Source organism: Caulobacter sp., from assembly GCF_965279145.1.
Classification (GTDB): domain Bacteria; phylum Pseudomonadota; class Alphaproteobacteria; order Caulobacterales; family Caulobacteraceae; genus Caulobacter.
The window spans coordinates 200,766-224,649 of record NZ_OZ257139.1 but is presented as its reverse complement, the minus strand read 5'-3'; the positions used below and the strand labels follow the sequence as shown (position 1 = coordinate 224,649).

Here is a 23,884-nt window from a genome sequence, read left to right as displayed (position 1 = left end):
GGGAGGCGAGGGCGGTTGGACTCCTACGCGACAGCGGCCCAGGTCTATGTCGGCGGCCTCGTTTTCGCGCGGGTCGGCGCCATGGTCATGCTGATGCCCGGTATCGGCGACAACGCCGTGCCGCCGCGCATCCGCCTGTCGTTCGCCCTGCTGATGGCCCTGCTGCTGGCGCCGCTGGTCTACCGGAGCGTGGGCCCGATGCCCGCCACCGTCGGCGGGCTGGCCGGCGCGGTGATCCACGAGCTTCTGATCGGCCTGATGATCGGCTCGGTGCTGAAGCTGTTCTTCACCGCCATGTCGACGGCCGGCGAAGTGATCTCGATGCAGACCACCCTGTCGTTCGCCCAGACCACCAACCCGTCGATGGGGCAGTCCAGCACGGCGGTCTCGACCTTCCTGTCGATGCTGGGCCTGACCCTGATCATGGCCACCGACCTGCACCACCTGTTCATCGGCGCGATCGTCAAATCCTACGACATCTTTCCGTTCACCCGCGCGGTGCCGGTGAATGACGCCGCCACCCTGGCCGTGCGGACGGTGGCCGACAGCTTCTCGCTGGGCGTTCAGCTGGCCGCGCCGGTGATCGTTTTCTCGCTGGTGTTCAACCTGGCCGTCGGCCTGGTGGGACGGGTGATGCCCGCCTTCCAGATCTTCTTCGTGGCGTCTCCGCTCAGCGTGATCCTGGGCCTGTCCCTGCTGGCCCTGAGCCTTGGCGGCATCGCCATGGTCTGGACCGACCGTTATCGCGACCTCCTCATGATCTTCAACTAGGGGCGGGCCATGGCGGAAGACACAGACAACGACTCGAAAACAGAAGAACCGTCAGCCAAGAAGCTGTCGGACGCCAAGGCCAAGGGCGATACGCCCAAGAGCCAGGACGTCCCGCAGCTGGCGTCTCTTCTGGGCGCGGTCTGCGTGGTGCTGATGGCCGGCGGCTGGCTGACCCGCGACCTGTCGGCGGCGCTGACGCCCTTCCTGGCCCATGCCGGCCAGATGGACATGAGCAGCGGCGGCGCCGTTGTCGTGGCGCGTCAGGCGATCACGGCCGCCCTGCCGCCGGTGATCCTGGTGATGGTGGTCACGGGCCTGTTCGGCGCCATCGCCCACGTCTCGCAGTCGGGATTCATCCTCAGCGCCGAGAAGATCAAGCCCGACCTGTCCAAGCTGGATGTGGTCAAGGGCCTGGGGCGCCTGTTCGGCATCGATGGCCTGGTGCAGTTCGCCAAGTCGGCCATCAAGTTCATCGTCACCGGCATCATCGCCTGGATGGTGCTGAAGCCGCACACCGGCGAGGTGGTCAATCTGGTCGGCATGGACCCGGCGGCGATGATCCCCGAGGCGATGAAGCTGGCCAAGAGCCTGTTCTTCGCGGTCATCCTGCTGCTGGTCGTGATGGCCGGCTTCGACTGGTTCTGGCAGCGCCAGCGCTTCATGGCCCGCATGCGCATGACGCTCCAGGAAGTGAAGGACGAGTACAAGCAGTCGGACGGCGACCCGCACATCAAGGCCAAGCGCCGCCAGATCCAGATGCAGCGCTCGCGTCAGCGGATGATGCAGGCGGTGCCCAAGGCCACGGTCGTGGTCATGAACCCAACCCACTACGCCGTGGCGCTGAAGTACGAGGCCGGCGAGACGCCAGCGCCGCTGTGCGTGGCCAAGGGCATGGACGAACTGGCGCTGAAGATCCGCGCCGTGGCCGAAGAGCACGGCGTGCCGGTGCTGGAAGACGCTCCCCTGGCCCGCGCGCTCTATGCCTCGGTGGAGATCGACGACGAAATTCCGGCCGAGCATTTCGAGGCCGTGGCCAAGGTCATCGGCTTCATCATGAACGGCAAGAAGCCCAAGGCGAGGGCAAGACCGCTTTAGCCGCTTAAAAAGCGTAATTCAGACGCCCTCTGACCTTGCGTTCCATAAAGAGTATCCTCCGAAGGTCTTCGAGTGAGTCGCGACCTGATCGCTGAACAAGGATTGCCGCCGTCCATGGCCGAAATGCCCGTCCAGGACATCGCCGAACACGACGCGCCGCGTCGCCGCTTCGATCCCTACATCTGGGGCGCGGCGGTTTTCTTCGTGGCCGCGGCGGGCCTGGCGGCGATGCCGGCCATGCGGGCTGGGCCGACCACCCTGGCCGGCCTGTTGCTGCTGGGCGGGGTCGCGGGCGTGGCTATTCTGGGCCTGGTCGCCATCCGGGCCTCTGCCCACCATGAAAGCGACGTGGACGCCACCGAAGGCTTTATCGACGCGCTGAGCGAGCCGGCCGCCTTGGTCGCCGCCGACGGCCGCCTGATGGCCTCCAACACCGCTTGGCGCGGCGTGATGGGCGAGGCCAAGCGCCTGCCCAAGGGCGTGGCGGGCTCCGGCCTGTTCGCCGCCCTGGTCCGGGCCCGCAAGGGCGAGATGGCCGAGGGCGTGCTGCGCGTCGACGGCGAAGAACGCATCGCCACCGTTTCTCGTCTTGCTGGCGGTCGCCTGTTGGTGCGCCTGGCCCCGCCCGCCGTGATCCACACGATCGCCTCCGAGCTTCCCGTCGCCCCCAAGGTCGAGGCCGTGGCGCCGCCGCCGGGGTCGCTGGACGCTTTCTCGGGCGCCTCGCCGTTCGGCGCGGCCTTGCTGGAGGGACTGGACCCGTTCAATTCCCGCATCCTCGAGGCCAATCCCGCCCTGTCGGCGATGGCCGGTCCGAACGCCAAGGCCGGGGTGCTGTTTGGCGACCTGATCGAGCCCTCCACCCGCACCGAGGCCGAGACCCGAATGGCCGGCGGCAAGGCCGGGCCGTTCGAGGTGCGCCTGTCACGCGACCCGACCCGCATCGCTCACCTCTATCTCTATCGGGCCGAGGGGCGTCTGGTCGCCTACATGATCGACGTGTCCGAGCAGAAGCAGATCGAGCTTCAGCTGGCCCAGGCCCAGAAGATGCAGGCCATTGGCCAGCTGGCCGGCGGCGTCGCCCACGACTTCAACAACCTGCTGACCGCCATCCAGCTGCGCCTGGACGAGCTGCTGCATCGTCATCCGGTCGGCGATCCCTCGTATGAAGGCCTCAACGAAATCCGGCAGACAGGCGTTCGCGCCGCTGACCTGGTGCGCAAGCTGCTGGCCTTCTCGCGCAAGCAGACCGTGCAGCGCGAGGTGCTGGACCTGGGCGAGCTGATTTCCGAGTTCGAGGTTCTGCTGCGCCGTCTGTTGCGCGAAGACGTCAAGTTGATCACCGACTATGGCCGCGACCTGCCGCAGGTGCGGGCCGACAAGAGTCAGCTGGAAACGGCGGTCATGAACCTGGCCGTCAACGCCCGTGACGCCGTGCGCGCCGCCAAGGGCGGCGGCGTGGTCCGCATCCGCACCGCGCGCCTGACCCAGGAAGAGGCCGTGGCTCTGGGCTTCCCCGGCGCTGATGGCGACACCGCCTTCATCGAGGTTTCCGACGACGGTCCGGGCATCCCGCCCGACGTCATGGGCAAGATCTTCGACCCGTTCTTCACCACCAAGCCGGTGGGCGAGGGCACTGGCCTGGGCCTTGCCACTGTCTATGGCATCGTCAAGCAGAGCGATGGCTGGATCCACGTCCACAGCCGTCCGGATGAAGGCGCCGCCTTCCGGATCTTCCTGCCGGTGCATGTTCCCACCCAGGCCGCACTGGCGGAGGCCGCCGCCGTCGCCGCCGCGCCGGCCAAGGTGCGTCCGCCCCGTGACCTGTCGGGCGCCGGCCGTATCCTGTTCGTCGAGGACGAGGACGCCGTGCGCGGGGTCGCCGCCCGCCTGTTGCGCGCACGCGGCTACGAGGTGCTGGAAGCCTGCGATGGCGAAGAGGCCCTGCTGATCGCCGAGGCCCATGCCGGCACCATCGACCTGCTGATCAGCGACGTGATCATGCCGGGCATCGACGGCCCGACGCTGCTGAAGAAGGCGCGCGGCTATCTGGGCAACGCGCCGGTGATGTTCATCAGCGGCTATGCCGAGGCCGAGTTCAGCGATCTGCTGGAAGGCGAGACGGGCGTGACGTTCCTGCCCAAGCCGATCGACATCAAGACCCTGGCCGAGCGTGTCAAGCAGCAGATGGCGGCGGCCTAGAAAGACGCGGCGGGAGCTTACGAGCCCCCGCCATCGTCCTCAGGCGTTGTCGATCGCCTTGATGATGTGATCGACGCTCTGGCCGGTCAGATCCTTGGCGATCTCGCCCGCCAGTTTGGCCTGCAGCGGCTTGGCCCAGTGCTTGCGCAGTTCGCCCAAAGTCCTGGGTGCGGCGATGACCAGCAACTGGTCGAAGTCGCCGGCGCCGGCCTGATGGTTCAGCAGCGCGGCCACGCCGGCGGCGAAGCCATCTTCCGCCCGCGTGCTGTCGTCGGGATTGGCCGAGCTCGACTGATGCCCGCCGGATCCCGCGGCGGACCCGTCGACCGCCGGCGTCGGCAGGGCCGACAACTGGGGCTCATGGTCCCCGGTGTTCTTGAACAGCAGCAGCTTTTCGCCGTCGACGACGGCCACCACGGCGCCCTTGGGAAGTATCATCGCGTCCATCCTTCACGGTTCACAAGGTCGTTGAGCGGCTGAGAGCCGCCGACGTTGCATCGGACGGTCTAATCGTCCGCGCGTTCGTAGGATGGGCACTCTCGACCGGCGCCTGCATCCCGGATCATTTCGCTTCGCGTAACGCCGTCATTGAGGCGCAGGACGTAGCCGCTGTTGGCGAGCATCGCCGCGCGGATATCCTCGCGGGCCAGGATGTCGGCGGTAACCAGGACACCGCCGCCCTTGCTGCGGTGCGCGAAACCGGCGCGCTCCAGCTTGATGACATGTCGCCGGGTGGTCTCCACCGGGATGCCGAGCGAGCGAGCAATGGCCGACAGGCTGGCGGGGCGCCGGACCTCATCGGGAAAGAACTCTTCCTCACAGTCGTCCTGGGCGGAGGGATTACGCAGGTGTTGGGTGGAAGCTTGGACAGCGGCCAGGAAGACAAGGCCCGAAATGATATCGCCGCCGAAAACATCACTCAAAAGTCCAACACATCTAAGGACGTAATCTGCCCCAAGATTCAAATGTCGACGTATGAGCGCCGGTGTCTGACGACGCCTCATGTCCACTTTCCTTTCAAATAACCACGGATCTTCCCATTTTGCGAACCGATCGCCTTGATCTGGGTCAAACCTCGACGAACAGATGCTTTGTCGGCGTTGGAGAAGAATCGTGTCGCGTGAGTTCAAGAAGCGTCGTCGACGACAGCGGGACGGTGTTCTCGAGGGGATCCTCAAGATCTCGACCGAAGCGGTGATCGTGATGGACTGCGAGACGCGGATCTCTCTGTTCAGCAAGGGCGCGGAGGCCATCTTCGGATACGACGAAGCCGAAATCCTCGGCCAGCCGGTCAGTGTTCTGATGCCGAGCGCTTTCAGGGACCGCCATGCCGGTCACGTGGAAGCGTTCGCCTCGGATGACGCCGAGACCCTGGTGATGCGCCAGCGCGGTTCGGTCGTGGGGCAGCGCAAGAATGGCGAGGTGTTCGCGCTCGAAGCCTCGCTTTCCAAACGCAAGACGCCGCGGGGGCTCGCCTTCACCGCCATTGTCCGCGACACCAGCGCGCGCGAGCGATCCCAGGAGATCCTGCGACAGTCCGAACGCCGTCTACGCATCGCCGTGCAGACGGCGACCCTGCTTGTCTTCGAGGTCGATTACGTCGCCGAGAGCCTGTTCAAGGTCGGGACGGAGGAGCCGTTCTTCGACCAGCCGATGACCTACGAGGACCTTCGCGACGAGGTCTGGTGTGGCCTGCATCCCGATCATCGCCCGGTTGGGCTGGAGGCCTGGCGAAAGCATCAGGCCACGGGCGCGCCCTTCCGCTTCGAGGCGATGTTGAACCGTCCCAGCGGGCGCGAGACCTGGGCGCTGATCACCGGTGAACTGGAAGCCGACGAAGCCGGGCGGCCCCGGCGTCTGATCTGTGCGCTGCAGGACATCACCGAACGCCGGCAGACCCAGGCCGCTCTTGGCGCGGCCCTCGAGGACGCCAAGGTCGCTAGCGACGCCAAGAGCGCCTTCCTCGCGACGATGAGTCACGAGATACGCACGCCCCTGAACGGGGTGTTGGGCATGGCTCAGGTGATGGCCCTTGACGAGTTGACACCCGCCCAGCGCGCCCGGATCGAAGTGATCCAGCAATCCGGTCAGGCTCTGCTGGCGATCCTCAATGACGTTCTGGATCTCTCCAAGATCGAGGCGGGCAAGCTGAACCTTGAAGTCGCCGAGTTCGATCTGGAAACGCTGGTCAAGGGCGCCCAGGCCACCTTCGCCTCGCTGGCCAGCCAGAAAGGGCTGACCTTCATGCTGGATATCGAGGCGGCGCGCGGGACCTACCGAGGCGATCAAACCCGCGTCCTGCAGGTCCTTTACAACCTGATTTCCAATGCCGTGAAGTTCACGGAGACCGGCTCCGTCACCGTCACGGCGCGTCACGAAGCCGACGTGCTGCGCCTGACCATCGCTGACACTGGGATCGGCATGGGCGCGGCGGTCATGGGCGCGCTGTTTGCTCCATTCTATCAGGGCGACCCCTCGATGACCCGGCGTCATGGCGGAACGGGCCTGGGCCTCAGCATCACGCGGCGCCTGGTGGAGTTGATGGGCGGCGCGATCGCCGTCGACAGCGCGCCAGGTCACGGCTCTCGCTTCGTCGTCACCCTTCCGCTGATCAGGGTGTCTGGCGAGGAGCACCAGGCGCCCCCATCGCCATCCCGGCCAAACCCGCGCGCCGCGCGGCCGGAGTCGTCGATCCGGGTGCTGGTCGCCGAGGATAATCCGACCAACCAGGTGGTGATCCAGACGATCCTCGAACAGGTGGGGCTCGAGGCCTCGGTCGTCGACAATGGCCAGCTGGCGATCGAGGCCTGGCGCGCGGCGACCTATGACGTGATCCTGATGGATGTGCAGATGCCCGTTCTCGATGGACGGGAAGCCACCAAGGTCATTCGGCGCGAGGAGGCCGCGACCGCCCGTCCGCGCATTCCCATCATCGGCCTGACCGCCAACGCCCTGGCCCGCCAGATCGCGGCCTATCGCGCCGCCGGCATGGACGCCGTGGTCACCAAGCCGATCGACATCGCGGGTCTGCTCGAAACCCTTTCGCGGGTTCTTGAACCCGCAACGCCGTCTCTCGCGACCGTCCCCTAGAGTCTATGCGCTCCCCAGGCGCCGTCCGGAGTAAAGTCACTGACCAAGTTTGATATCGAAGGCGACGCATTGCGATTTCAGGTCGGCGCCACGCTGGCCCTGACCTCGCTGTTGGTGGCCAAGGGGCTCGTCGAGCGCGAAGAGATCGTTTCAGCCTTCTCCGTGGCCGCCGATCTTGAATCCGTCGAGCGCGTAAGGCTGCTGTTCCAGGCCATGGCGGAGGCCGTGCGGGCCTGCGAGGAGACATCCGCCGCCGAACACTGAAACAGGCCTGCGGCGCCGTCTATGTTCGGCGCTCCAGCATGATGATCGGGGCGTCCTTGTAGGTGGTGTGGGCCTTGATCCGGAAATCCATCTTGGCCGCCAGAGCCAGCGACGCCGCGTTGCCTGGATCGATGATGCACGGCGTCACCCTCGGCTTCAGCGCCGCGTCGATCCAGGCCAGACCCGCGGTCACGGCCTCGGTCCCGAAGCCCTGACCGTGGGACCACGCGGTCAGCACCCAACCCATTTCCGGAAGGCCCGTCAGCGAGGGCTCGATGTCACGATGAAAATCGGCGAAGCCGACCTCGCCGACATAGCGGCCGGTCGAGGTCTCGCGCACCGCCCAATAGCCGTAGCCGAGCAGGGACCACAGCCCGCGCGCCCGCAGCAGCCGCGCCCAGCTTTCCTCGCTGGTGTTGGGCCGTCCGCCGACGAAGCGCGTCACCACGGGGTCGGCCCACATGGCGGCGCTGTCGTCGAAGTCGCTGACTTCGGGCGGACGGAGCGTTAGGCGCTTGGTGACCAGGGTCGGGGGAGGGGCGAGCATGAGGACGGGACAACTCTGTTTGCGGCGCGTTGAACCCGCAGGCTACACCGCTGAAGCTTGTTTGCGAGACCCAGCATGACCACGCCTCAAGACGCCATCGCCGCCCGCCGTAAGCTGACCAACAAGCTGATCGCCGGAAAGGTCGCCGCGCGCCTGGCGCCCTTCTTCGATCCGAAGGTGGTGCTGATCGCCGGCGACGGCTCGTTACTGATGGGCGCGGCCGAGGTGATCGCCGCCTTTGACGCCCAGTTCCGCGACCCGGACTTCATCGCTTATGTCCGCACCAGCGAGGCGACTGAGATCGACAGCGCCGGTCTTCGCGCGGCCGAGCGCGGCCGATGGGTCGGAGCCTGGAAGGGAACGCCGGACCAGTCCGGGACCTATCTGGCGACCTGGAAGAAGGTCACTGGCCAGTGGGTGATCGAGAGCGAGCTCTATGTCACGCTGGATCGGGGCCGCTGATCGCTTCAGGGCAGCCCGGGTTCGCGGCCGCGCATTAAGAGAAATTAATTTACGGCTATCCCCCTCAAGGCCTACGCATTCGCCCCAACAAACTGTTCTTTAGGGGTCTCGCCTTGCAAAATCGTCGTCAGATGCTGCTGTCCACTGTCGCCGCCGGTCTGGCCGCGACGGCGCCGTCGCTTGGCCTGGCCCGCCAGGCGGCCGCGAGCGGGGAAGCCGCCAAGCTGAACGCGCTGTTCGACGCGTTCATGGCCAAGCAACTGCGCCAGTCGCCTGAGACCGCGACCGGCCTTGGCCTGGACACGGGCGATCTGGCCTGGACCAAGGGGCTGCTCAGCGACCGTTCGTTTGAGGCGATCGGCGCCAACGCGCTGCAAACCAGCGAGCAACTGGCCGCCCTGCGCGGCATCGACCGTCGCGCCTTGGCCGGCATGGACGCCGTGAACTACGACACCGTCGAGTTCGTGCTGGCTGTGCAGGATGAAGGCAACCGGAAGTTCAGCTATGGCGGCGGCGGCTCGGGCGCGCCCTATGTGCTGAGCCAACTGACGGGCTCCTACCAGTACATGCCCGATTTCCTGGACACTCAGCACGCGATCGAGACCAAGGCCGACGCCGACGCCTATCTGCAGCGCATGGAAGGGTTCGCCCGCCTGATGGATCAGGAAACCCTGATCGCCAGGAGGGACATGGCCGACGGCGTGATCCCGCCCGATTTCGTGATCGACAAGGCGTTGATCCAGATGAGGTCCTTCGCCGACACGCCGGTGGCCGACGCGCCTCTGGTCAAGTCAATCGCCCGTCGCACCAAGGAAAAGGCCATCGCCGGCGACTGGGCGGGCGAGGCGACCAAGGTCTATGAGAACTCGGTTCTGCCGGCCCTGAAGCGGCAGATCGCGCTGCTGGAAAGCGTGCGTCCCAAGGCCACCCACGACGCCGGCGTCTGGCGCCTGAAGGACGGAGCCGACTACTACGCCACCTCGCTGAAGAACTACACGACCTCGACCCTGACCCCCGACGAGATCCACCAGCTGGGCCTGGACCTGGTGAAGTCGATCTCCGTCGAGGCCGACAAGATCTTCAAGACCATGGGCATGACCAAGGGCACGGTCGGCGAGCGCATGGCCGAACTGGGCAAGGACATCTATCCGAACACCGACGCGGCCAAGGAACAGCTGATCGCGGACCTCAACACCAAGGCCAAGTGGATCGACAAGCAGCTGCCGGCCTATTTCGGCCAACTGCCCAAGGCCCCGCTGGAGATCCGCCGCGTGCCCAAGGCCATCGAGGCCGGCGCGCCGGGCGGCTACTACAACTCGCCGTCGCTGGATGGGAAGCGCCCGGGGATCTACTGGATCAACCTGCGCGACACCAAGGAGCAGGCCAAATATACCCTGACCACCCTGACGGTGCACGAGGGCGTTCCGGGCCACCATCTGCAGCTCTCCCTGTCCAACGAGGCGCAGGGCCTGCCGCTGATCCGCAAGGTCGTCGGCTTCTCGGGCTACGCGGAAGGCTGGGCGCTCTATGCCGAGCAACTGGCCGTGGAGATGGGCATCTACAAGACCGACCCCCGCGGCCACATCGGCATGCTGCACGACGCCCTGTTCCGCGCCGTCCGTCTGGTGGTCGACAGCGGCATGCACCACAAGAAGTGGAGCCGCGAACAGGCCGTCAAGTACATGGCGGAGACCATGGGCGACGAGGAAAGCGGCTCGATCACCGAGATTGAACGCTATGTCGTGTGGCCGGGCCAGGCGTGCAGCTACATGATCGGCAAGATCACCTGGCTGCGGGCCCGCGAGCGCGCCAGGAAGGCGCTGGGCAAGAAGTTCGACATCCGCAAGTTCCACGACGCCGGCCTGCTGGCGGGCATGACGCCGCTGACCGTGCTGGACAAGGTGATCGACAACTACATCGTCGCCAACGGCGGCAAGGTCTGAGGGCTTTCAGTCACACGGGAATCGGGGCGAGGGCTTTCGGGCCCTCGCGCCAGTTCGCGGGTTTTTAGCCCCAGCTCTCGGAGGCTCCGGCGCGTCGCGCCAGGGGTTTGGTCGCGGCGCTGGGTTTCAGGGCCGATTGCGGCATGTCCGCCGGTCGGCCGTACAGCCAGCCCTGCGCGAAATCGACGCCGGCCTTGCGCACCACATCCTCAACCTCGGAGGTCTCGACCATCTCGGCGACGGTGCGGATATTGAGGTCGCGGCAAAGCTCGACCAGGCGACGCACCATGGCGCCGTCGCGTCCGTTGTCAGCCAGTTCGCGAACATAGCGTCCGTCGATCTTGACGATGTCGAGATTGAGCTCCTGCAGATAGGCGAACGAGGCCGAACCTGCTCCGAAATCATCTAGGCAGACCAGCGAGCCCAGGGCGCGCAGGGACTGGATGTGGCGGTTCGCGCGCGGCAGGTCGTCGATCGTCGAGGTCTCGGTGATCTCGAAGATCAGCCGGCCCTTGGCGCGATCATACTTGTTGAGTTCGCGCTCGACATTGTCGATGAAGCTCTCGTTGACGATCGTGCGGCCCGAGACGTTCACCGCCAGCTTCAGATCCCCAGAGCGGTCCTGGGCCAGGCGGCGGATGGCCTGTTCCACGATCGCCTGGTCCAGTTCCTCGATCAGGTCGAATTCCTCGGCCATGCGGATCAGGGCGAACGGGCTGACCCCCTCCTCGAAGCGCACCAGCACCTCGTGGTGATGAGCCGCGCCCGTCATCAGATTGACCACGGGCTGGAAGGCCAGATTGAAGCGTCGCTGGCTGACCGCCACGCCCAGCGCGCCGGCCCTGGCCAGGGTGCGCTTGACCGAGCGGTTCATCGCCTCGGACAGGCTCATGGGCGGCGTGTCCTTGAGGCCCTCCCGCAGGAAATCGTCCAGCGCATAGCGCAGGGCGCGCATGGCTCGGGCCGGCGCGCCGCCGCCTTCCAGCGTCACCACGTGGGCCGCGACGTCGAGCGCGACCATCTGGCCAAGCCGGCGGGTCAGGTTCTCGGGATTGTCGTCCTTGGCGCGCAGCACGGCGAAGCGGTCATCTGACAGCCGGGTCGCCGCCGACCCGCCATGGGACTCAGCCCGCACCGCGCCGGCGACCTGGATATCGAGAGCCTCCGCTTCGGCGCGCGGCAGGCTGGCGCGCTTGTCGCCAAGACCCGAGAACTCGATCATCGCCAGTTCAAGCTCCAGGCCGGTCACCCTGGCGGCCTCGAACAGGCCCTTGGCGATATCCTCGAACGACTCGCGCGGATGCAGGCCCTTGTCATCGACCTTGGCGCTGCTGGCCTGGCCGGAGGTGACGGCGCAGGAAATCCGTCCCTTGTTCTCCGGTAGGGCGCGCATCACCACGTTGACATGGCGATCTTCGCCGTCCGCCAGGCGCAGGGAAACCGGGCCCCGTCGCGCCCCGTCGTCGGCGCAGGCGAGAATCGCATCGATCAGCGATCCGTCGACCTCGGCGAACAGGTCTCGCCAGACCTTGCCGGACAGTGCGGCTTCGCTTTGGCCGAGGATGCGCTGGGCGGCGCCCAGGGCCATGTCGATCTTGCCGTCGCGAATCTCGACAAGCAGGTCAGCGCTGGCGAAGGCCAGTCCCAGCAGGCGGCGCGGATCGATGGACAAGTCGGACTTCCCCCAAGAACTCCGGATAATCGCACGCGCGTCTTAAAGACCCCTTGCTCCCAAGGGCGTAAATCGCGCGCCTCGGTGTGTGGCGTTACCCGATATGAGGAACGGCGGGCCGTGACGACGGGAACGTCGTCCGCCACGCGCGCTGCGTGGAAGGCTCTGTTCTTCGCCTTGCGGAAAAGAACATCTTGCGAACATGGAACAAAGCATGTACGCATTAATCATTCCACAGGCGGATGAGCGCGGCGGGCGCGAACCTCCGATCCCTCGGTTGGAATCATGGAATAAGGGCGGACCTTAAATGAGCAATCAGGCGGCTTTGAAACTCGTGGGCAAGGAAGACGGCGACAAGCAGCGCGCGCTCGAAGCGGCGCTGGCGCAGATCGATCGGGCCTTCGGCAAGGGCTCGGTCATGAAGCTGGGCGAAAAGGGCAAGGTCGAGATGGAGTCGGTGTCCACCGGCTCGCTCGGGCTCGATATCGCCCTCGGCATTGGCGGCCTGCCCAAGGGCCGGGTGATCGAGATCTATGGCCCCGAAAGCTCGGGCAAGACGACCCTGGCCCTGCACGTGGTGGCCGAGGTTCAGAAGGCCGGCGGCACCGCCGCCTTCGTCGACGCCGAGCATGCGCTGGATCCGGGCTATGCGTTCAAGCTGGGGGTCAATCTCGACAACCTGCTGGTCTCGCAACCCGACAACGGCGAGCAGGCGCTCGAGATCACCGATACGCTAGTGCGCTCGGGCGCGGTCGACATCGTGGTCATCGACTCGGTGGCCGCCCTGACGCCCAAGGCCGAAATCGAAGGCGAGATGGGCGACAGCCTGCCGGGTCTTCAGGCCCGACTGATGAGCCAGGCGCTGCGCAAGCTGACCGGCTCGATCAACAAGGCCAACACCATCGTCATTTTCATCAACCAGATCCGTCACAAGATCGGCGTGATGTACGGCAGCCCCGAGACCACCACGGGCGGCAACGCTCTGAAGTTCTACGCTTCGGTGCGCCTGGATATCCGTCGCACGGGTTCGGTTAAGGTGCGCGACGAGATCATCGGCAACAACGTCCGGGTCAAGGTGGTCAAGAACAAGGTCGCCCCGCCGTTCCGCGAGGTCGAGTTCGACATCATGTACGGCGAGGGGATCTCCAAGCTGGGCGAAATCATCGATCTGGGCGTCAAGGCCGGGATCATCGACAAGGCCGGCTCGTGGTTCTCCTACAATAGCCAGCGCATCGGCCAGGGTCGCGATAACGCCCGTGAATTCCTGAAGGCCAACAAGGACATGTGCGACGAGATCGAAGCTGCGGTCCGCAAGTCTTCCCAGAAGATCGAGGAAGAGCTTCTGGTCGGCGGTCCCGAGGACGGCGACGAATAGTCCCAGACAGGTTTCGCGACCTTTGCCTGCCCGGGCGTTTCCCGCCTGACTATGACGCCCGTGGCTCCCCGCCGCGAAGGCCGCGATCCCCCGGACGCCTGGACCCCATGCCAGGCGTCCGATTTCGTTTATCCTTCCGCCTGACCGAGGACGCGGCCCGAAGAGCCAGGTGGGGGAGGGGCTGGATCTGGCCTTGCTCCAACGGGGCTGCCGCCCAATCATGCGCTCAGTGACGACGCCGACGAACCCATCTCAACCGCCCAAGCCGAAGCGCGAGCCGCTGGCGCAGAGGGGGCGAGTTTCCGTCATCGACCGTCCCATATCCGCCAACACGCCACGCCCGACGCCAACTCGGTTTCCACTCCGCCGAAAACCGCGCTATGCAGCCCCAACCTCCGGTTCGCCGGACCTGCTGAACACCTGAGATTCCCATGCCTAAGCTGAACGAGATCCGCGGCGCCTTCCTCGACTACTTCGGCAAGGCCGATCACGCGATTACGCCTTCCGCGCCCCTGGTGCCGCAGAACGACCCGACGCTGCTGTTCGTTAATGCGGGCATGGTGCCGTTCAAGAACGTGTTCACGGGCGCCGAGGCCCCGGCCTATCCGCGCGCGGTCAGCTCGCAGAAGTGCGTTCGCGCCGGCGGTAAGCACAACGACCTGGACAATGTCGGCTACACGGCCCGCCACCACACCTTCTTCGAGATGCTGGGGAACTTCTCGTTCGGCGACTATTTCAAGGAACAGGCGATCACCCACGCCTGGACCCTGCTGACCCGCGACTTCGCCCTTCCCAAGGACAAGCTGCTGGTCACGGTCTATCATACCGATACCGAAGCGGCCGATCTGTGGAAGAAGATCGCCGGACTGTCCGATGACCGCATCATCCGCATCGCGACCAACGACAATTTCTGGTCGATGGGCGACACCGGTCCGTGCGGCCCGTGCTCCGAGATCTTCTTCGACCATGGCGAAGGCATCGCCGGCGGCCCCCCCGGCAGTCCCGATGAAGACGGCGACCGGTTCATCGAGATCTGGAACCTGGTGTTCATGCAGTTCGAGCAGCTGGCCGGCGGTGAGCGCCTGTCGCTGCCCAAGCCCTCGATTGACACCGGCATGGGCCTGGAGCGCGTCGCAGCCGTGTTGCAGGGCGTGCACAACAACTACGACATTGACCTGTTCAAGACCCTGATCGCCGCCAGCGTCGAGCTGACCGGCGTCAAGGCTGAAGGCGCCGAGGCCCCGTCGCACCGCGTGATCGCCGACCACCTGCGTTCGACCTCGTTCCTGTTGGCCGACGGCGTCACGCCCTCGAATGAAGGGCGCGGCTATGTCCTGCGCCGGATCATGCGCCGGGCCATGCGCCACGCCTATCTGCTGGGCGCGCAGGAGCCCCTGATGCACCGCCTGGCCCCGACCCTGGTGGCCGAGATGGGCCAGGCCTATCCGGAACTGCGCCGCGCCGAGGCCTCGATCGTCGAGACCCTGCGCCAGGAAGAAGAGCGCTTCCGGGTCACCCTGGGCCGCGGCATGGGCCTGCTGGACGAGGCGACCGCCAACCTGACCGCCGGCGGCGTGCTGGACGGTGAAACCGCCTTCAAGCTCTACGACACCTACGGCTTTCCGCTGGACCTGACCCAGGACGCCGTGCGCGCCAAGGGCATCACGGTCGACACCGACGGCTTCGATGTGGCCATGGATCGCCAGCGCACCATGGCCCGCGCCAACTGGGCCGGCTCGGGCCAGACCGGCGCGGCCGCCGCCTGGTTCGGCATCAAGGAACGCTCGGGCCCGACCAACTTCGTCGGCTATGACAACACCGAGACCACGGGCGTGGTGAAGGCCATCCTGGCCGACGGCGCGGAGGTCGATGCCGCCGCCGCTGGCCAGACCGTCGAGATCCTGCTGGACCGCACGAGCTTCTATGCCGAGAGCGGCGGTCAAGCCGGCGACACGGGCATGATCGAGGTCGCGGGCGTTGAAAGCCGCGTGCTCGACACCCAGAAGCAGGCCGGCGAGCTCTATGTTCACCGCGTCGAACTGGCCGGCGACCTGAAGGTCGGCGACAGCGTGGTCGCCTCGGTGGACGCCGCGCGGCGGGCCACCACCCGCTCGAACCACTCGGCCGCCCACCTCGTTCACGCCGCCCTGCACCATGTGCTGGGCCCGCACGTCGCCCAGAAGGGCCAGATGGTCGATGGCGAGCGCATGCGTTTCGACTTCAGCCACGGCGGCCCGCTGTCGCCCGACGAGATCGAGCGCATCGAGGCCGAGGTCAACGCGGTGATCCGCCAGAACGTGCCCGCCGAGACCAAGGAAATGGCGCCGCAGGAGGCGATCGAGGCCGGCGCCGTGGCGCTGTTTGGTGAGAAGTACGGCGACAGCGTCCGGGTCCTGACCCTGGGCAAGTCGCTGGTCGAGGCCGGCAAGGCCTATTCGGTCGAGCTGTGCGGCGGCACCCATGTGGCCCGCACCGGCGACATCGCTCTGTTCAAGATCGTCTCGGAACAGGGCGTGGCCGCCGGCATCCGCCGCATCGAGGCCCTGACCGGCGAGGCGGCTCGCCGCTTCCTGCTGGACCAGGCCGGCGTCGCCAAGGCCCTGGCCGACCAGTTCAAGACCCCGGTGCTGGAGGTCGGCGCGCGCGTCGAGGCCCTGATCGCCGAGCGCAAGTCGCTGGAGAAGCAGCTGGCCGAGGCCAAGAAGCAGTTGGCCCTGGGCGGAGGCGGCGCGGCCTCGGGTCCGGAAGACATTGCCGGCACGGCCGTGATCGCCAGGATCCTGGATGGCGTCGGCGGCAAGGAACTGCGCGGCGTGGCCGAGGAGTTCAAGAAACAGCTGACCAGCGGCGTTGTGGCCCTGGTCGGAACCGGCGAAGGCAAGGCGGCCGTGACCGTGGCTGTCACCGCTGACCTGACGGCGAGGTTCAGCGCCGCCGAGCTGGCCAAGGCCGCTGTGCTGGCCATGGGCGGCCAGGGGGCGGGCGGCAAGGCCGACTTCGCCCAGGGCGGCGCGCCCGACGCGACAAAGGCCCAGGATGGTCTGGACGCGATCAAGGCGGCCATCGCGGGCTAGGGCCTGTTTAGCTCGTAACATGGGAACCCGCCGTCTCGCAGGAGGCGGCGGGTTTTTCTTTGCGATCAGCTGCTCAGGAAGGTCGAGAGCTTGTTGCCGTCCGGATCCCGGACGTAAGCGCCATAGTGGCCGTCGCCATAGGCGGGTCGGGGGCCGGGCGGTCCTTCACACGTGCCCCCATGGGCCAGGGCCGCCGCGTGAAAGGCGTCGATCTGGGCGGTGTTTTCAGCCTGCAGGCCCACCATGATGCCGTTGCCGGCGCGGGCCGCCTGGCCGTCATGGGGTTTGCAGATGAACACCTTGGCGTCGCCGCCTTCCGGGCCGTACCCGATCCAGTCGCCCTGTCGCCACAGGCGCTGCTGGCCCAGCACGGCGAAGACGGCGTCGTAGAAGCTCTGGGCGCGATCGAGGTCGTTGGCGCCGATGGTGACGTAGCGGATCATGGTGGGTGTCCTCCTTGGAGACCCAGACTAGCCGCAAGGCGACGCTTCAATCCAGAACGGAACAGGAACTAGCTGACACCCTGTGTCAGCATGATCGCGACAGCCGACAGGGTCACGCACGCCGCCGCCGTGGTGAGGGCCACGGTTCGGGCGCCGCCTCGGGCGAATACGCCCAGGGCGCGGGTCTGGATGAAGACGTTGACCGCCGTCGGGGTGGCGGCCAGCAGGGTGGCGCCCAGGCGGAAGGCGGTCGGCGCGTCGGTCAGGCCCACGGCCAGCCAGGTCAGGACGGGCAAGGCCAGCAGCTTGGCCGCCGCCGCCGCCAGGACGGGTCCGGTGCGGGGCGCGGCTTCGCTTTCGGACGATCGCAGGGCCAGGGCCGCGCCCAGGGCCACCAGCGCCACGGGGCTGCCTGACACCGCCGCGGCGCCTACAGCGCGGTCCAGGAGGTCGGGCAGGGCCAGGCCTGTCAGCGCCATGACCACGCCGATCAGGGATGCAGCGACGATCGGGTTACCCAGAGCCCGCAGCGCCGAGCCGGGTATCGAGCGTCCCGCCGCCCAGCCCAGCAGGGCGATGCCGGTGGCGGCGATCAGCACGAAGTCCACGGCCACGACGCCGGCCGCCAGTCGGGCCGCTTCGGGGCCAAGCACGGCGGCGGCGACGGGCAGGCCCAGGAAGGCGCTGTTGCCCAGTCCGCCGGACAGGGCGGCGCCGGCGCGTTCCTCGCGGGTCCAGCCCAGCGCCAGACCCACGACCAGCAGTCCCGCCATCACCGTCAGCGCCGCCCCGGCGAAGGCCGCCAGGCCCCAGGCCAGGGCGGGGCCGGGCGTGCCGATCCGCGACAGCGAATGGATCAGCAGGGCCGGGAAGCCGATCCAGAATACATAGGCCGACAGGCCGCGCGACATCGGCTCGTCCAGCAGGCGCAGCCGAACCAGGGCCACGCCGGCGCCGACCAGCAGGAAGAACGGCAGCACCCGCGACAGGATGTCGAGCACGAGATGGATCACAGGGCGCGGGTTCCGGGTGGGAGGACGCCCCGCTCTATCACCTGGCGGCGGTCGGCGACCAGCCCGGCAGGGTCAGGCGATAGACGAGGATCAGGTTGTCGGTGTCGCCGGCCGGGCTGCCGTCGGCGGCCTTGACCCCGGCGTCGAAGGCGACGCCGCCGACCATGCCGCTGGCGGTCTGGAAGTCGTTGTCCGAGCCGATGAACAGGAAGGCGTCGTGGGGGGTCTTGGGGTCCAGGGCGGGCTCGAGCGCCAGGGCCTCGAACTTTTCGGGCAGGGTGAAGGCGTTCGAGGCGGCGTTGTCGATGTTGAGGCCAAGCCGCGCCAGCTGGCCGGGGTTGATCAGGTTGACCAGCTCGACCTGGCCGACCGGGACGATCCCGGCTTCCAGCACGCCATTGGGCGCGATGGGCCGGGTCGAGGTCTCATAGGGCGTGCCGGCGAGATTGGTCGCGCCGGTGGTGTCGATCAGCAGCACGCTGCGATAGACCGCCGGCCGGGTCGCGCCGTTGCCGCGTCCATTGCCGTCGCGGGCCAGAACCAGGAACTGGTGATCGTTCAGGGCCAGGATCTCGGACTGGGCGGCGGTCTTGTCGGGCGCGGCGCCGTCGCCCTTGTTGCGGAACACCGGCAGCTGGACGACGTATTCCGCCACCGGCGCGGCCGGGGTGGCGGTCTTGCTGATGTCGTACAGGAACAGGCGGGTGTTGGCCCGGCTCTGGTCGGCGTCCTTGCCGGGGGCCGAATCCTGCACGGTCGCGCTCTGCAGCAGGGCGGCCAGGCGCTTGCCGCCCGGGACGATGCTGACGCCTTCGAGGCCCTGGTTGTTGCGACGCCCGGTGTCCGGGGCCTTGGCGCCGGTCAGCGTCAGCGCGCCGCCGCTCATCGGGGCCACGGCCGCGACCGGGGCGATCACGCCCATCAGGGCGCCGGTCTTGTCGAAGCGGTAGATGTTGGCGGCATATTCGTCGGACACGTAGAAGCCGCCGTCGGCGGCGATGGCCAGGCCCTCGCTGTCCAGGCTGGTGCGGCCGGCGGCGGCGGGTTCGGCCGGGTCGAGGCCCGTGAAGGTCTGGCCCTTGGCGTCCTTCAGCAGCAGGCCGCCGGTCGGGGTCAGCGTCACCTGGTCCGGGGCGGCGACGCCCGCGCCGACATGGGGCGCGAAGGTGAAGCTGAAGCGGTGCAGGCGGCCGGCATAGTCGGAGGTGCCGACGATCGTGCCCACGCCGTTGGGGCCGCGATCGGGCAGGGTGGTCAGGCTGCCGGCATAGGTCCCGTCGGCCAGCCGGCGCCAGTCGGTGATGGCCATGGCCGAGAACGAGCCCAGGGTGTCGCCGTGGAAATCGCGGGTCGAGGCCGCCAGCCGGCCGGCCCCCACCAGGCCGTGATTGACCAGCTTGGCGCCCTGGAACTCCACGGTGACCGCGCCCTGCGCGGTGGCGACGTTGGGGCGAGACCAGGCGGTCGGCTGGGCCGCCACGGCCGTGGCCATGGCCAGCAGCGAGGCGGCGGCGAACAGCAGCGGGCGGGCGAAACGGATCATGGCGCGGGCTTCCAGCGAGAGGGCCCCACGCGGTTACCAGCCTAGCTTGATGCTTCAGTGACAGCGCGACTGGCGGCCTGGCGATCCTCGCGCGGCAGCCGGATGTGGACCAGCTTCCAGGTGAACAGCGCGCGCCGCTGGAAGGTGAACACCGTCACGCGGCGGGGATCGCCGGGCCGCTTCATGCCCACCCGCACCCGGTTGGGATCCCAGTAGACAATGGTCGGATAGGGGCCCTGGAGGGTGGCCTTGACCTTGCCGGTCGTCGTCTCCGGGCGGGGCGGCCCGGTGGGCGCCGACCCGGGCGCATAGCCCCGGGTCAGGGCCCAGAGGCCGGCGACGGTCAGATAGCGATCGACCTTGGGCTCGGGCGGGGCGATGGGCTCGATGGCCCGCCGCATCGCGCCCAGAGGGTCGCGCCAGATCGAGGGCGGCTCGGCGGCCGTCGCCGGAGCGTCCTCCTGCAGCTGGCCGGTCAGGCTGCGCCGCACGGACGGAAAGTCGACCAGCTCGCTGATCGCCTGCACGTCTTCGTACTGCGCAGCCGCCTTCAGGGCCCGGAAGGCGAACCACGGCGCCGTGGCGAAGGCCGCCGCGAACACGAAGATCCCCAGGACGATCAGGTCCCAGATCCGCTTCTGCAAACTCATGTCGGGTCTCGGGCCAGTGAAGGTTAACGCGGCATAGAAGGGGTAATCGCCGCCGCCTCGCAAGGGGCTTCGCGCGGCGCGGGACCCTCATCGGTCGCCGCCGCGCCCCCATCCCGAACCAGGGCGTCCTGAACCTGGGCGGCCTTGGCGGCCCGAACCTGGGCGTCGCGCGCCTCATCCAGGGCCTTCAGGGCGAACAGCTTGTCGATGCGCTTGTCGAACTCGCGATACAGCCGCGCCCTGCGCGCCTTCGGCCAGGCCGGATCGTGGGCGGGGGCGGGGCGGGGGTACAGGCGGGCTCGGGTGCGGCTACGGGGCATGGGAACTCCTTTGAGATGAGGCGCGAGGTCTCGGCCTCGCGCTTTCGCTGCGAAGATGGGGGAGGGATGCGGAGCGTCCGGGCCGGGCCCGGAGACTTGGAAAAAATACCGTTTCGACTCGGACAGAACGCTCCGCGCGACCGTTATTCGACGGCTTCCGGCCCCTGGGCGCTGTTGACGCCAGACCGTCTAGGCCGCCGACGGCGGGCCAGGCCGCGAGGCCTGGTCCCGGACCGCGAACGTTTCCGCTCGCCTGCCGCCCTCGCCAACCCTGTCATCCCACGTCGTTTTTGTTTTCCACGGCCGACCGCCGCCAGAGGGATGGAGGTCGCGCCGATCCCCACGTGGAGAACCGACGCCGTCGACGAGCGCGTCTCCGCTCGATCGCCCCCCAAGGCCGCGAAGGTCGCTGGCCGCGCGCCCTCCCCATCGCCTCAAGGTGAAGACAGTATAGGCCGACGCGTGGAGCGGGGGATAAGCGCTGTTCCAGACAAGCCATTTCAACGTCTTAGGCGTGGATGGCGGGGTAGACAGGCTTTCTGCTGACAGCTTCTGGCGCCGCCGCGCGCTAGGCCTGTCGCGCGGGCGCGCCGCCCGGCCAGCAGGTCCCGGTCACTAGCCCTGGCAAGGGAGACACCATGACCATCCCCAGCCCCGCCGTCGTCGAGCTTCGCCAATACACCCTGCATCCGGGCCGGCGCGACGCCCTGATCACCCTGTTCGAGCGGGAATTCGTCGAGAGCCAGCAGGCGGCGGGCGTCACCCTGATCGGCCTGTTCCGCGATCTGGACGATCCCAACCGCTTCGTCTGGCTGCGCGGCTTCACCGACATGGAGCAGCGGCGAGCGGCCCTGACCGCCTTCTATGACGGCCCGGTCTGGGCCGCCCATCGCGACGCGGCCAACGCGACCATGATCGACAGCGACGACGTCCTGCTGCTGCAGCCCCACCCTATGCGGGCCGGGGCTGAAAGGCCGTGGACCGGTGGCGACCGACTGCTGACCCTCACCGTCCAGACCCTCGACACCGCCCTGGACGTGCCCGACCCCGGTCACCCCGGCGCCGAGATCCTCGCCGCCTGGGTCACCAACCCGGCCGAAAACACCTTTCCCCGCCTGCCGGTGCGCGAGGGCGAGCGGGTGCTGGTCTGGATGACGGCCTATGCGGACGAGGCGGCGTTGGCTGCGGACGAGGCGGGGGTTTCGGACGCGGGGGTGATGCAGAGGCTGCGGCTGGCGCCGACGGGGCGGTCGCGGGTGTGGTGAGGAGGGGAAGGGAAACAGAGGTGGTATTGACGAGATAAATCTACGATGAGTAGAATTATCGGTGCCCACAATCCTGCGCATCAACGGCTACCGGTTCTACTTTTACAGCCATGAGCCGAACGAGCCGCCGCACGTTCATGTCGATAGGGGCGACGCATCCCTGAAGGCGTGGCTCACGCCCGTGGCTCTGGCGCGCAACCTCGGCTACCGGGCGCACGAGTTGAATGTTATCCTCACCCTTGTGCGCGAGCACAGGGTCACCCTCGTGGAGGCATGGCATGAGCATTTTGGCGACAGCCGCTGACGAGCGCGTGCGCGACGTCCGCTGTGATGATGAACGGCTGGTGGTCGAACTCATGGACGGCCGCAGCATCGCCGCGCCGCTCGCCTGGTATCCGCGCCTGCTGAAGGCCACGCCGGCGCAGCGTGCCCATTGGGAAGTCGCGGGCGGTGGATACGGCATTCACTGGCCGGACCTGGACGAGGACCTCAGCACCGAAGGCCTGCTGCGCGGGGCGCCGGCGGCGCGATAATCGACTTTCGCGCAGGAGGTTTGACGTGGAAACCCGGCCCTTTGACCCGGCGGAATACCTCGACAGTGATGAGGCCATAGCTGCCTATCTCGCCGACGCGCGCGCGGGCGGTGCGGAGGAGTTCGCAGACGCGGTCGACGTCGTGGCCCGGGCCCGGGCGGCTCATGGAGGGGTCTTCACGGACGCGGGTTCAGCGAGAGGTCCTTCCGGGGCGGCGCCAAGGTGTCTGAAGGCTAAGCCGGGATCGTTGATCGTCATGACCACTGCGTCAAATTCGGCTGACGAGCGCGTGCGCGACGTCCGCTGTGATGACGAACGGCTGGTGGTCGAACTCGTGGACGGCCGCAGCGTCGCCGCGCCGCTGGCCTGGTATCCGCGCCTGCAGGCGGCCACACCCATCCAGCGCGCCCACTGGGAGATCGCGGGCGGCGGGGTAGGTGGGTCGCGCAGGGCTTCGTGTTCTGAGTGCGGCTTGCGTCAGGCCGAGATACTTTCATCTAACTCGCGCAGCCGCTGCTCGATTTGAGCCGCGAACTGATAAATGTCCGTCAAATCTCCGATCACGTGACGTGTCTCTTCCTTGCCAGAGAATGTTCCGAAGTATTTTGTCGTAATTCCATTAAAGTGCATGCGCGCTATACTCTTGCGATTGTTGTCATCGAGCAGAATAGCGCAGTAGGATTTAGCGTCACGCATAACGACGCGCTTAGGGTGCACAAGCCGAGAAGCGATAGCCTGTACGATATGGAAGCCGGAAAACTCCTCGGCTGTCGTCGTAACCTCTTCCTCAATCGTATCGGCCTCGCCGATAGTCTCGGTAGGTTTGGGTGTAGAAGCATTTAGTGCGGAGGATAGGCGCTCGGTCACCATGTCTCGAACCATCGTTGAGATCGTGCTTACGAGTAGCTTAGCCGTATTGTCTTTAATGGCTGCGGTGACGTTACCGGTGTAGACGCGTCTCGCCAAAAGCCTGACAAATTCCTCCGATGGCTCCGAAAACTCTTTCTCAAGTTCTTTTCTGAGTGAAGATTGTATTTTTAGATTTCCAGCTTCCTTTACTATTTTTTCAATGTCGAAAGTAGATTTAGCGAAATTTTCAAGTGTCTTGATATCTGTGGGTTTAATCGCATCCATGCTGAATGTGAAAAATGGTTTATTATCCATCTTGTTCGGAGCTTCGATATCAGAATAAAACTGATAGACGACGCCGTTTGTCAGGAGCGCAAGGCGGGCCTCGGTCACAGAAAAGTAACGGAACAACTGCCCCGCATGATTGAGATTTAGCTCTGATGACGACGGCTTACACTCGATAAGGACAGTGACCTTGCCACCACTGCAGATGGCATAATCGACCTTTTCGCCCTTCTTGGTTCCCACGTCCGCTGTGTATTCGGGGACGACCTCTGAGGGATTGAAAACGTCGTATCCGAGCGCTTGAATGAAGGGCATGACCAAGGCTGTTTTCGCGGCCTCTTCTGTCAGCAGCACCTCACGGTGTTCAATTGTGCGCTTTTGCAGTTCCGCGAGTCGCATAGCCAAGTCCATGGTTCCCCCTCTCTCGAGCCAGTTGTGAGCAGATTTTTCTGGCCACTTCAGGTGGTCTGGCGCAGCTTGGCACTATT

General features: G+C 66.6%; 23 protein-coding genes. 13 read left to right on the top strand and 10 right to left on the bottom strand.

The window, feature by feature from the left end:
- Positions 1-15 precede the first annotated feature (15 nt).
- The 3 genes from fliR to cckA all read left to right on the top strand — a co-directional run bounded on the left by fliR (position 16) and on the right by cckA (position 4,068).
- The gene (gene fliR, locus ACQY9P_RS01070) at positions 16-771 is read left to right on the top strand and encodes a flagellar biosynthetic protein FliR (RefSeq protein WP_421737096.1); all 756 of its coding nucleotides are present in this window, start codon (positions 16-18) and stop codon (positions 769-771) included.
- 9 nt (positions 772-780) lie between these two features.
- Positions 781-1,866, top strand: a complete 1,086-nt coding sequence (gene flhB / locus ACQY9P_RS01065; RefSeq protein ID WP_421737097.1) for a flagellar biosynthesis protein FlhB — start codon at positions 781-783, stop codon at positions 1,864-1,866.
- 114 nt (positions 1,867-1,980) lie between these two features.
- On the top strand, positions 1,981-4,068 hold the full coding sequence (cckA, locus tag ACQY9P_RS01060) for a cell cycle histidine kinase CckA (RefSeq protein WP_421737098.1): 2,088 nt from the start codon (positions 1,981-1,983) through the stop codon (positions 4,066-4,068).
- 39 nt (positions 4,069-4,107) lie between these two features.
- Here cckA and ACQY9P_RS01055 read toward each other — a convergent pair whose 3' ends face one another.
- The gene (locus ACQY9P_RS01055; protein ID WP_421737099.1) at positions 4,108-4,506 is read right to left on the bottom strand and encodes a host attachment family protein; all 399 of its coding nucleotides are present in this window, start codon (positions 4,504-4,506) and stop codon (positions 4,108-4,110) included.
- Positions 4,507-4,574: 68 nt separating this feature from the next.
- The gene (locus ACQY9P_RS01050) at positions 4,575-5,072 is read right to left on the bottom strand and encodes a hypothetical protein (RefSeq protein ID WP_421737100.1); all 498 of its coding nucleotides are present in this window, start codon (positions 5,070-5,072) and stop codon (positions 4,575-4,577) included.
- Between the two features lie 109 nt (positions 5,073-5,181).
- On the opposite strand from ACQY9P_RS01050, the gene ACQY9P_RS01045 reads away from it, so the two are divergent.
- Both ACQY9P_RS01045 and ACQY9P_RS01040 read left to right on the top strand, forming a co-directional pair.
- Positions 5,182-7,158, top strand: a complete 1,977-nt coding sequence (locus tag ACQY9P_RS01045; protein WP_421737101.1) for an ATP-binding protein — start codon at positions 5,182-5,184, stop codon at positions 7,156-7,158.
- 69 nt (positions 7,159-7,227) lie between these two features.
- Complete coding sequence (locus tag ACQY9P_RS01040) at positions 7,228-7,422, top strand: hypothetical protein (RefSeq protein ID WP_421737102.1); 195 nt, start codon at positions 7,228-7,230, stop codon at positions 7,420-7,422.
- Positions 7,423-7,441: 19 nt separating this feature from the next.
- On the opposite strand, the gene ACQY9P_RS01035 is transcribed toward ACQY9P_RS01040, so the two are convergent.
- Positions 7,442-7,969, bottom strand: a complete 528-nt coding sequence (locus tag ACQY9P_RS01035) for a GNAT family N-acetyltransferase (RefSeq protein ID WP_421737103.1) — start codon at positions 7,967-7,969, stop codon at positions 7,442-7,444.
- A gap of 75 nt (positions 7,970-8,044) precedes the next feature.
- Between ACQY9P_RS01035 and ACQY9P_RS01030 the strand changes: the two genes are divergently transcribed.
- On the top strand, positions 8,045-8,431 hold the full coding sequence (locus ACQY9P_RS01030) for a nuclear transport factor 2 family protein (RefSeq protein WP_421737104.1): 387 nt from the start codon (positions 8,045-8,047) through the stop codon (positions 8,429-8,431).
- Between the two features lie 113 nt (positions 8,432-8,544).
- Complete coding sequence (locus ACQY9P_RS01025; RefSeq protein ID WP_421737105.1) at positions 8,545-10,374, top strand: DUF885 domain-containing protein; 1,830 nt, start codon at positions 8,545-8,547, stop codon at positions 10,372-10,374.
- A gap of 64 nt (positions 10,375-10,438) precedes the next feature.
- On the opposite strand, the gene ACQY9P_RS01020 is transcribed toward ACQY9P_RS01025, so the two are convergent.
- Positions 10,439-12,046 carry an EAL domain-containing protein gene (locus ACQY9P_RS01020; RefSeq protein WP_421737106.1) on the bottom strand — a complete coding sequence of 536 codons (1,608 nt, stop codon included), beginning with the start codon at positions 12,044-12,046 and terminating at the stop codon, positions 10,439-10,441.
- 307 nt (positions 12,047-12,353) lie between these two features.
- On the opposite strand from ACQY9P_RS01020, the gene recA reads away from it, so the two are divergent.
- Positions 12,354-13,421, top strand: a complete 1,068-nt coding sequence (gene recA, locus ACQY9P_RS01015; RefSeq protein WP_421737107.1) for a recombinase RecA — start codon at positions 12,354-12,356, stop codon at positions 13,419-13,421.
- A gap of 431 nt (positions 13,422-13,852) precedes the next feature.
- Positions 13,853-16,495 (top strand): alanine--tRNA ligase, encoded by a 2,643-nt coding sequence (alaS, locus tag ACQY9P_RS01010; RefSeq protein ID WP_421737108.1) that lies wholly within the window; start codon positions 13,853-13,855, stop codon positions 16,493-16,495.
- Between the two features lie 65 nt (positions 16,496-16,560).
- Here alaS and ACQY9P_RS01005 read toward each other — a convergent pair whose 3' ends face one another.
- From ACQY9P_RS01005 to ACQY9P_RS00985, 5 genes are all read right to left on the bottom strand, one after another.
- Entirely contained in the window at positions 16,561-16,938 is a 378-nt protein-coding gene (locus tag ACQY9P_RS01005) for a VOC family protein (protein ID WP_421737109.1), read from the bottom strand.
- Positions 16,939-17,006: 68 nt separating this feature from the next.
- Positions 17,007-17,951: an AEC family transporter gene (locus ACQY9P_RS01000; RefSeq protein ID WP_421737110.1), complete on the bottom strand. Its 945-nt coding sequence runs from the start codon at positions 17,949-17,951 to the stop codon at positions 17,007-17,009.
- 37 nt (positions 17,952-17,988) lie between these two features.
- Complete coding sequence (locus ACQY9P_RS00995) at positions 17,989-19,494, bottom strand: esterase-like activity of phytase family protein (RefSeq protein WP_421737111.1); 1,506 nt, start codon at positions 19,492-19,494, stop codon at positions 17,989-17,991.
- Positions 19,495-19,535: 41 nt separating this feature from the next.
- Positions 19,536-20,144: a DUF2939 domain-containing protein gene (locus ACQY9P_RS00990; protein ID WP_421737112.1), complete on the bottom strand. Its 609-nt coding sequence runs from the start codon at positions 20,142-20,144 to the stop codon at positions 19,536-19,538.
- A gap of 23 nt (positions 20,145-20,167) precedes the next feature.
- Positions 20,168-20,464 (bottom strand): hypothetical protein, encoded by a 297-nt coding sequence (locus ACQY9P_RS00985; RefSeq protein WP_421737113.1) that lies wholly within the window; start codon positions 20,462-20,464, stop codon positions 20,168-20,170.
- A gap of 638 nt (positions 20,465-21,102) precedes the next feature.
- On the opposite strand from ACQY9P_RS00985, the gene ACQY9P_RS00980 reads away from it, so the two are divergent.
- From ACQY9P_RS00980 to ACQY9P_RS00965, 4 genes are all read left to right on the top strand, one after another.
- The gene (locus ACQY9P_RS00980) at positions 21,103-21,729 is read left to right on the top strand and encodes an NIPSNAP family protein (RefSeq protein WP_421737114.1); all 627 of its coding nucleotides are present in this window, start codon (positions 21,103-21,105) and stop codon (positions 21,727-21,729) included.
- Between the two features lie 61 nt (positions 21,730-21,790).
- On the top strand, positions 21,791-22,033 hold the full coding sequence (locus ACQY9P_RS00975; RefSeq protein ID WP_421737115.1) for a DUF4160 domain-containing protein: 243 nt from the start codon (positions 21,791-21,793) through the stop codon (positions 22,031-22,033).
- The gene (locus ACQY9P_RS00970) at positions 22,008-22,262 is read left to right on the top strand and encodes a DUF2442 domain-containing protein (protein ID WP_421737116.1); all 255 of its coding nucleotides are present in this window, start codon (positions 22,008-22,010) and stop codon (positions 22,260-22,262) included. Before ACQY9P_RS00975 ends, ACQY9P_RS00970 begins: the two co-directional genes overlap by 26 nt.
- Positions 22,263-22,518: 256 nt before the next feature.
- Positions 22,519-22,788: a DUF2442 domain-containing protein gene (locus ACQY9P_RS00965; RefSeq protein ID WP_428150981.1), complete on the top strand. Its 270-nt coding sequence runs from the start codon at positions 22,519-22,521 to the stop codon at positions 22,786-22,788.
- Here the strand turns inward: ACQY9P_RS00965 and ACQY9P_RS00960 are convergent.
- A complete protein-coding gene (locus ACQY9P_RS00960; RefSeq protein WP_421737118.1) occupies positions 22,740-23,807 on the bottom strand; it encodes a type I restriction endonuclease in 1,068 nt (355 codons plus the stop codon). The genes ACQY9P_RS00965 and ACQY9P_RS00960 overlap by 49 nt on opposite strands.
- Positions 23,808-23,884: the final 77 nt, after the last annotated feature.

What these genes read in the sequence shown, in the direction of transcription:
- ACQY9P_RS01055 (WP_421737099.1), bottom strand. Translation starts at nt 4,506, where the DNA reads ATGATACTTCCCAAGGGCGCCGTGGTGGCCGTCGTCGACGGCGAAAAG.
- ACQY9P_RS01030 (WP_421737104.1), top strand. Translation starts at nt 8,045, where the DNA reads ATGACCACGCCTCAAGACGCCATCGCCGCCCGCCGTAAGCTGACCAAC.
- ACQY9P_RS00970 (WP_421737116.1), top strand. Translation starts at nt 22,008, where the DNA reads ATGAGCATTTTGGCGACAGCCGCTGACGAGCGCGTGCGCGACGTCCGC.
- flhB (WP_421737097.1), top strand. Translation starts at nt 781, where the DNA reads ATGGCGGAAGACACAGACAACGACTCGAAAACAGAAGAACCGTCAGCC.
- alaS (WP_421737108.1), top strand. Translation starts at nt 13,853, where the DNA reads ATGCCTAAGCTGAACGAGATCCGCGGCGCCTTCCTCGACTACTTCGGC.
- ACQY9P_RS00995 (WP_421737111.1), bottom strand. Translation starts at nt 19,494, where the DNA reads ATGATCCGTTTCGCCCGCCCGCTGCTGTTCGCCGCCGCCTCGCTGCTG.
- ACQY9P_RS00965 (WP_428150981.1), top strand. Translation starts at nt 22,519, where the DNA reads ATGACCACTGCGTCAAATTCGGCTGACGAGCGCGTGCGCGACGTCCGC.
- ACQY9P_RS01035 (WP_421737103.1), bottom strand. Translation starts at nt 7,969, where the DNA reads ATGCTCGCCCCTCCCCCGACCCTGGTCACCAAGCGCCTAACGCTCCGT.
- recA (WP_421737107.1), top strand. Translation starts at nt 12,354, where the DNA reads ATGAGCAATCAGGCGGCTTTGAAACTCGTGGGCAAGGAAGACGGCGAC.
- ACQY9P_RS00990 (WP_421737112.1), bottom strand. Translation starts at nt 20,144, where the DNA reads ATGAGTTTGCAGAAGCGGATCTGGGACCTGATCGTCCTGGGGATCTTC.
- cckA (WP_421737098.1), top strand. Translation starts at nt 1,981, where the DNA reads ATGGCCGAAATGCCCGTCCAGGACATCGCCGAACACGACGCGCCGCGT.
- ACQY9P_RS00960 (WP_421737118.1), bottom strand. Translation starts at nt 23,807, where the DNA reads ATGGACTTGGCTATGCGACTCGCGGAACTGCAAAAGCGCACAATTGAA.
- ACQY9P_RS00980 (WP_421737114.1), top strand. Translation starts at nt 21,103, where the DNA reads ATGACCATCCCCAGCCCCGCCGTCGTCGAGCTTCGCCAATACACCCTG.
- ACQY9P_RS01005 (WP_421737109.1), bottom strand. Translation starts at nt 16,938, where the DNA reads ATGATCCGCTACGTCACCATCGGCGCCAACGACCTCGATCGCGCCCAG.
- ACQY9P_RS00985 (WP_421737113.1), bottom strand. Translation starts at nt 20,464, where the DNA reads ATGCCCCGTAGCCGCACCCGAGCCCGCCTGTACCCCCGCCCCGCCCCC.
- ACQY9P_RS01050 (WP_421737100.1), bottom strand. Translation starts at nt 5,072, where the DNA reads ATGAGGCGTCGTCAGACACCGGCGCTCATACGTCGACATTTGAATCTT.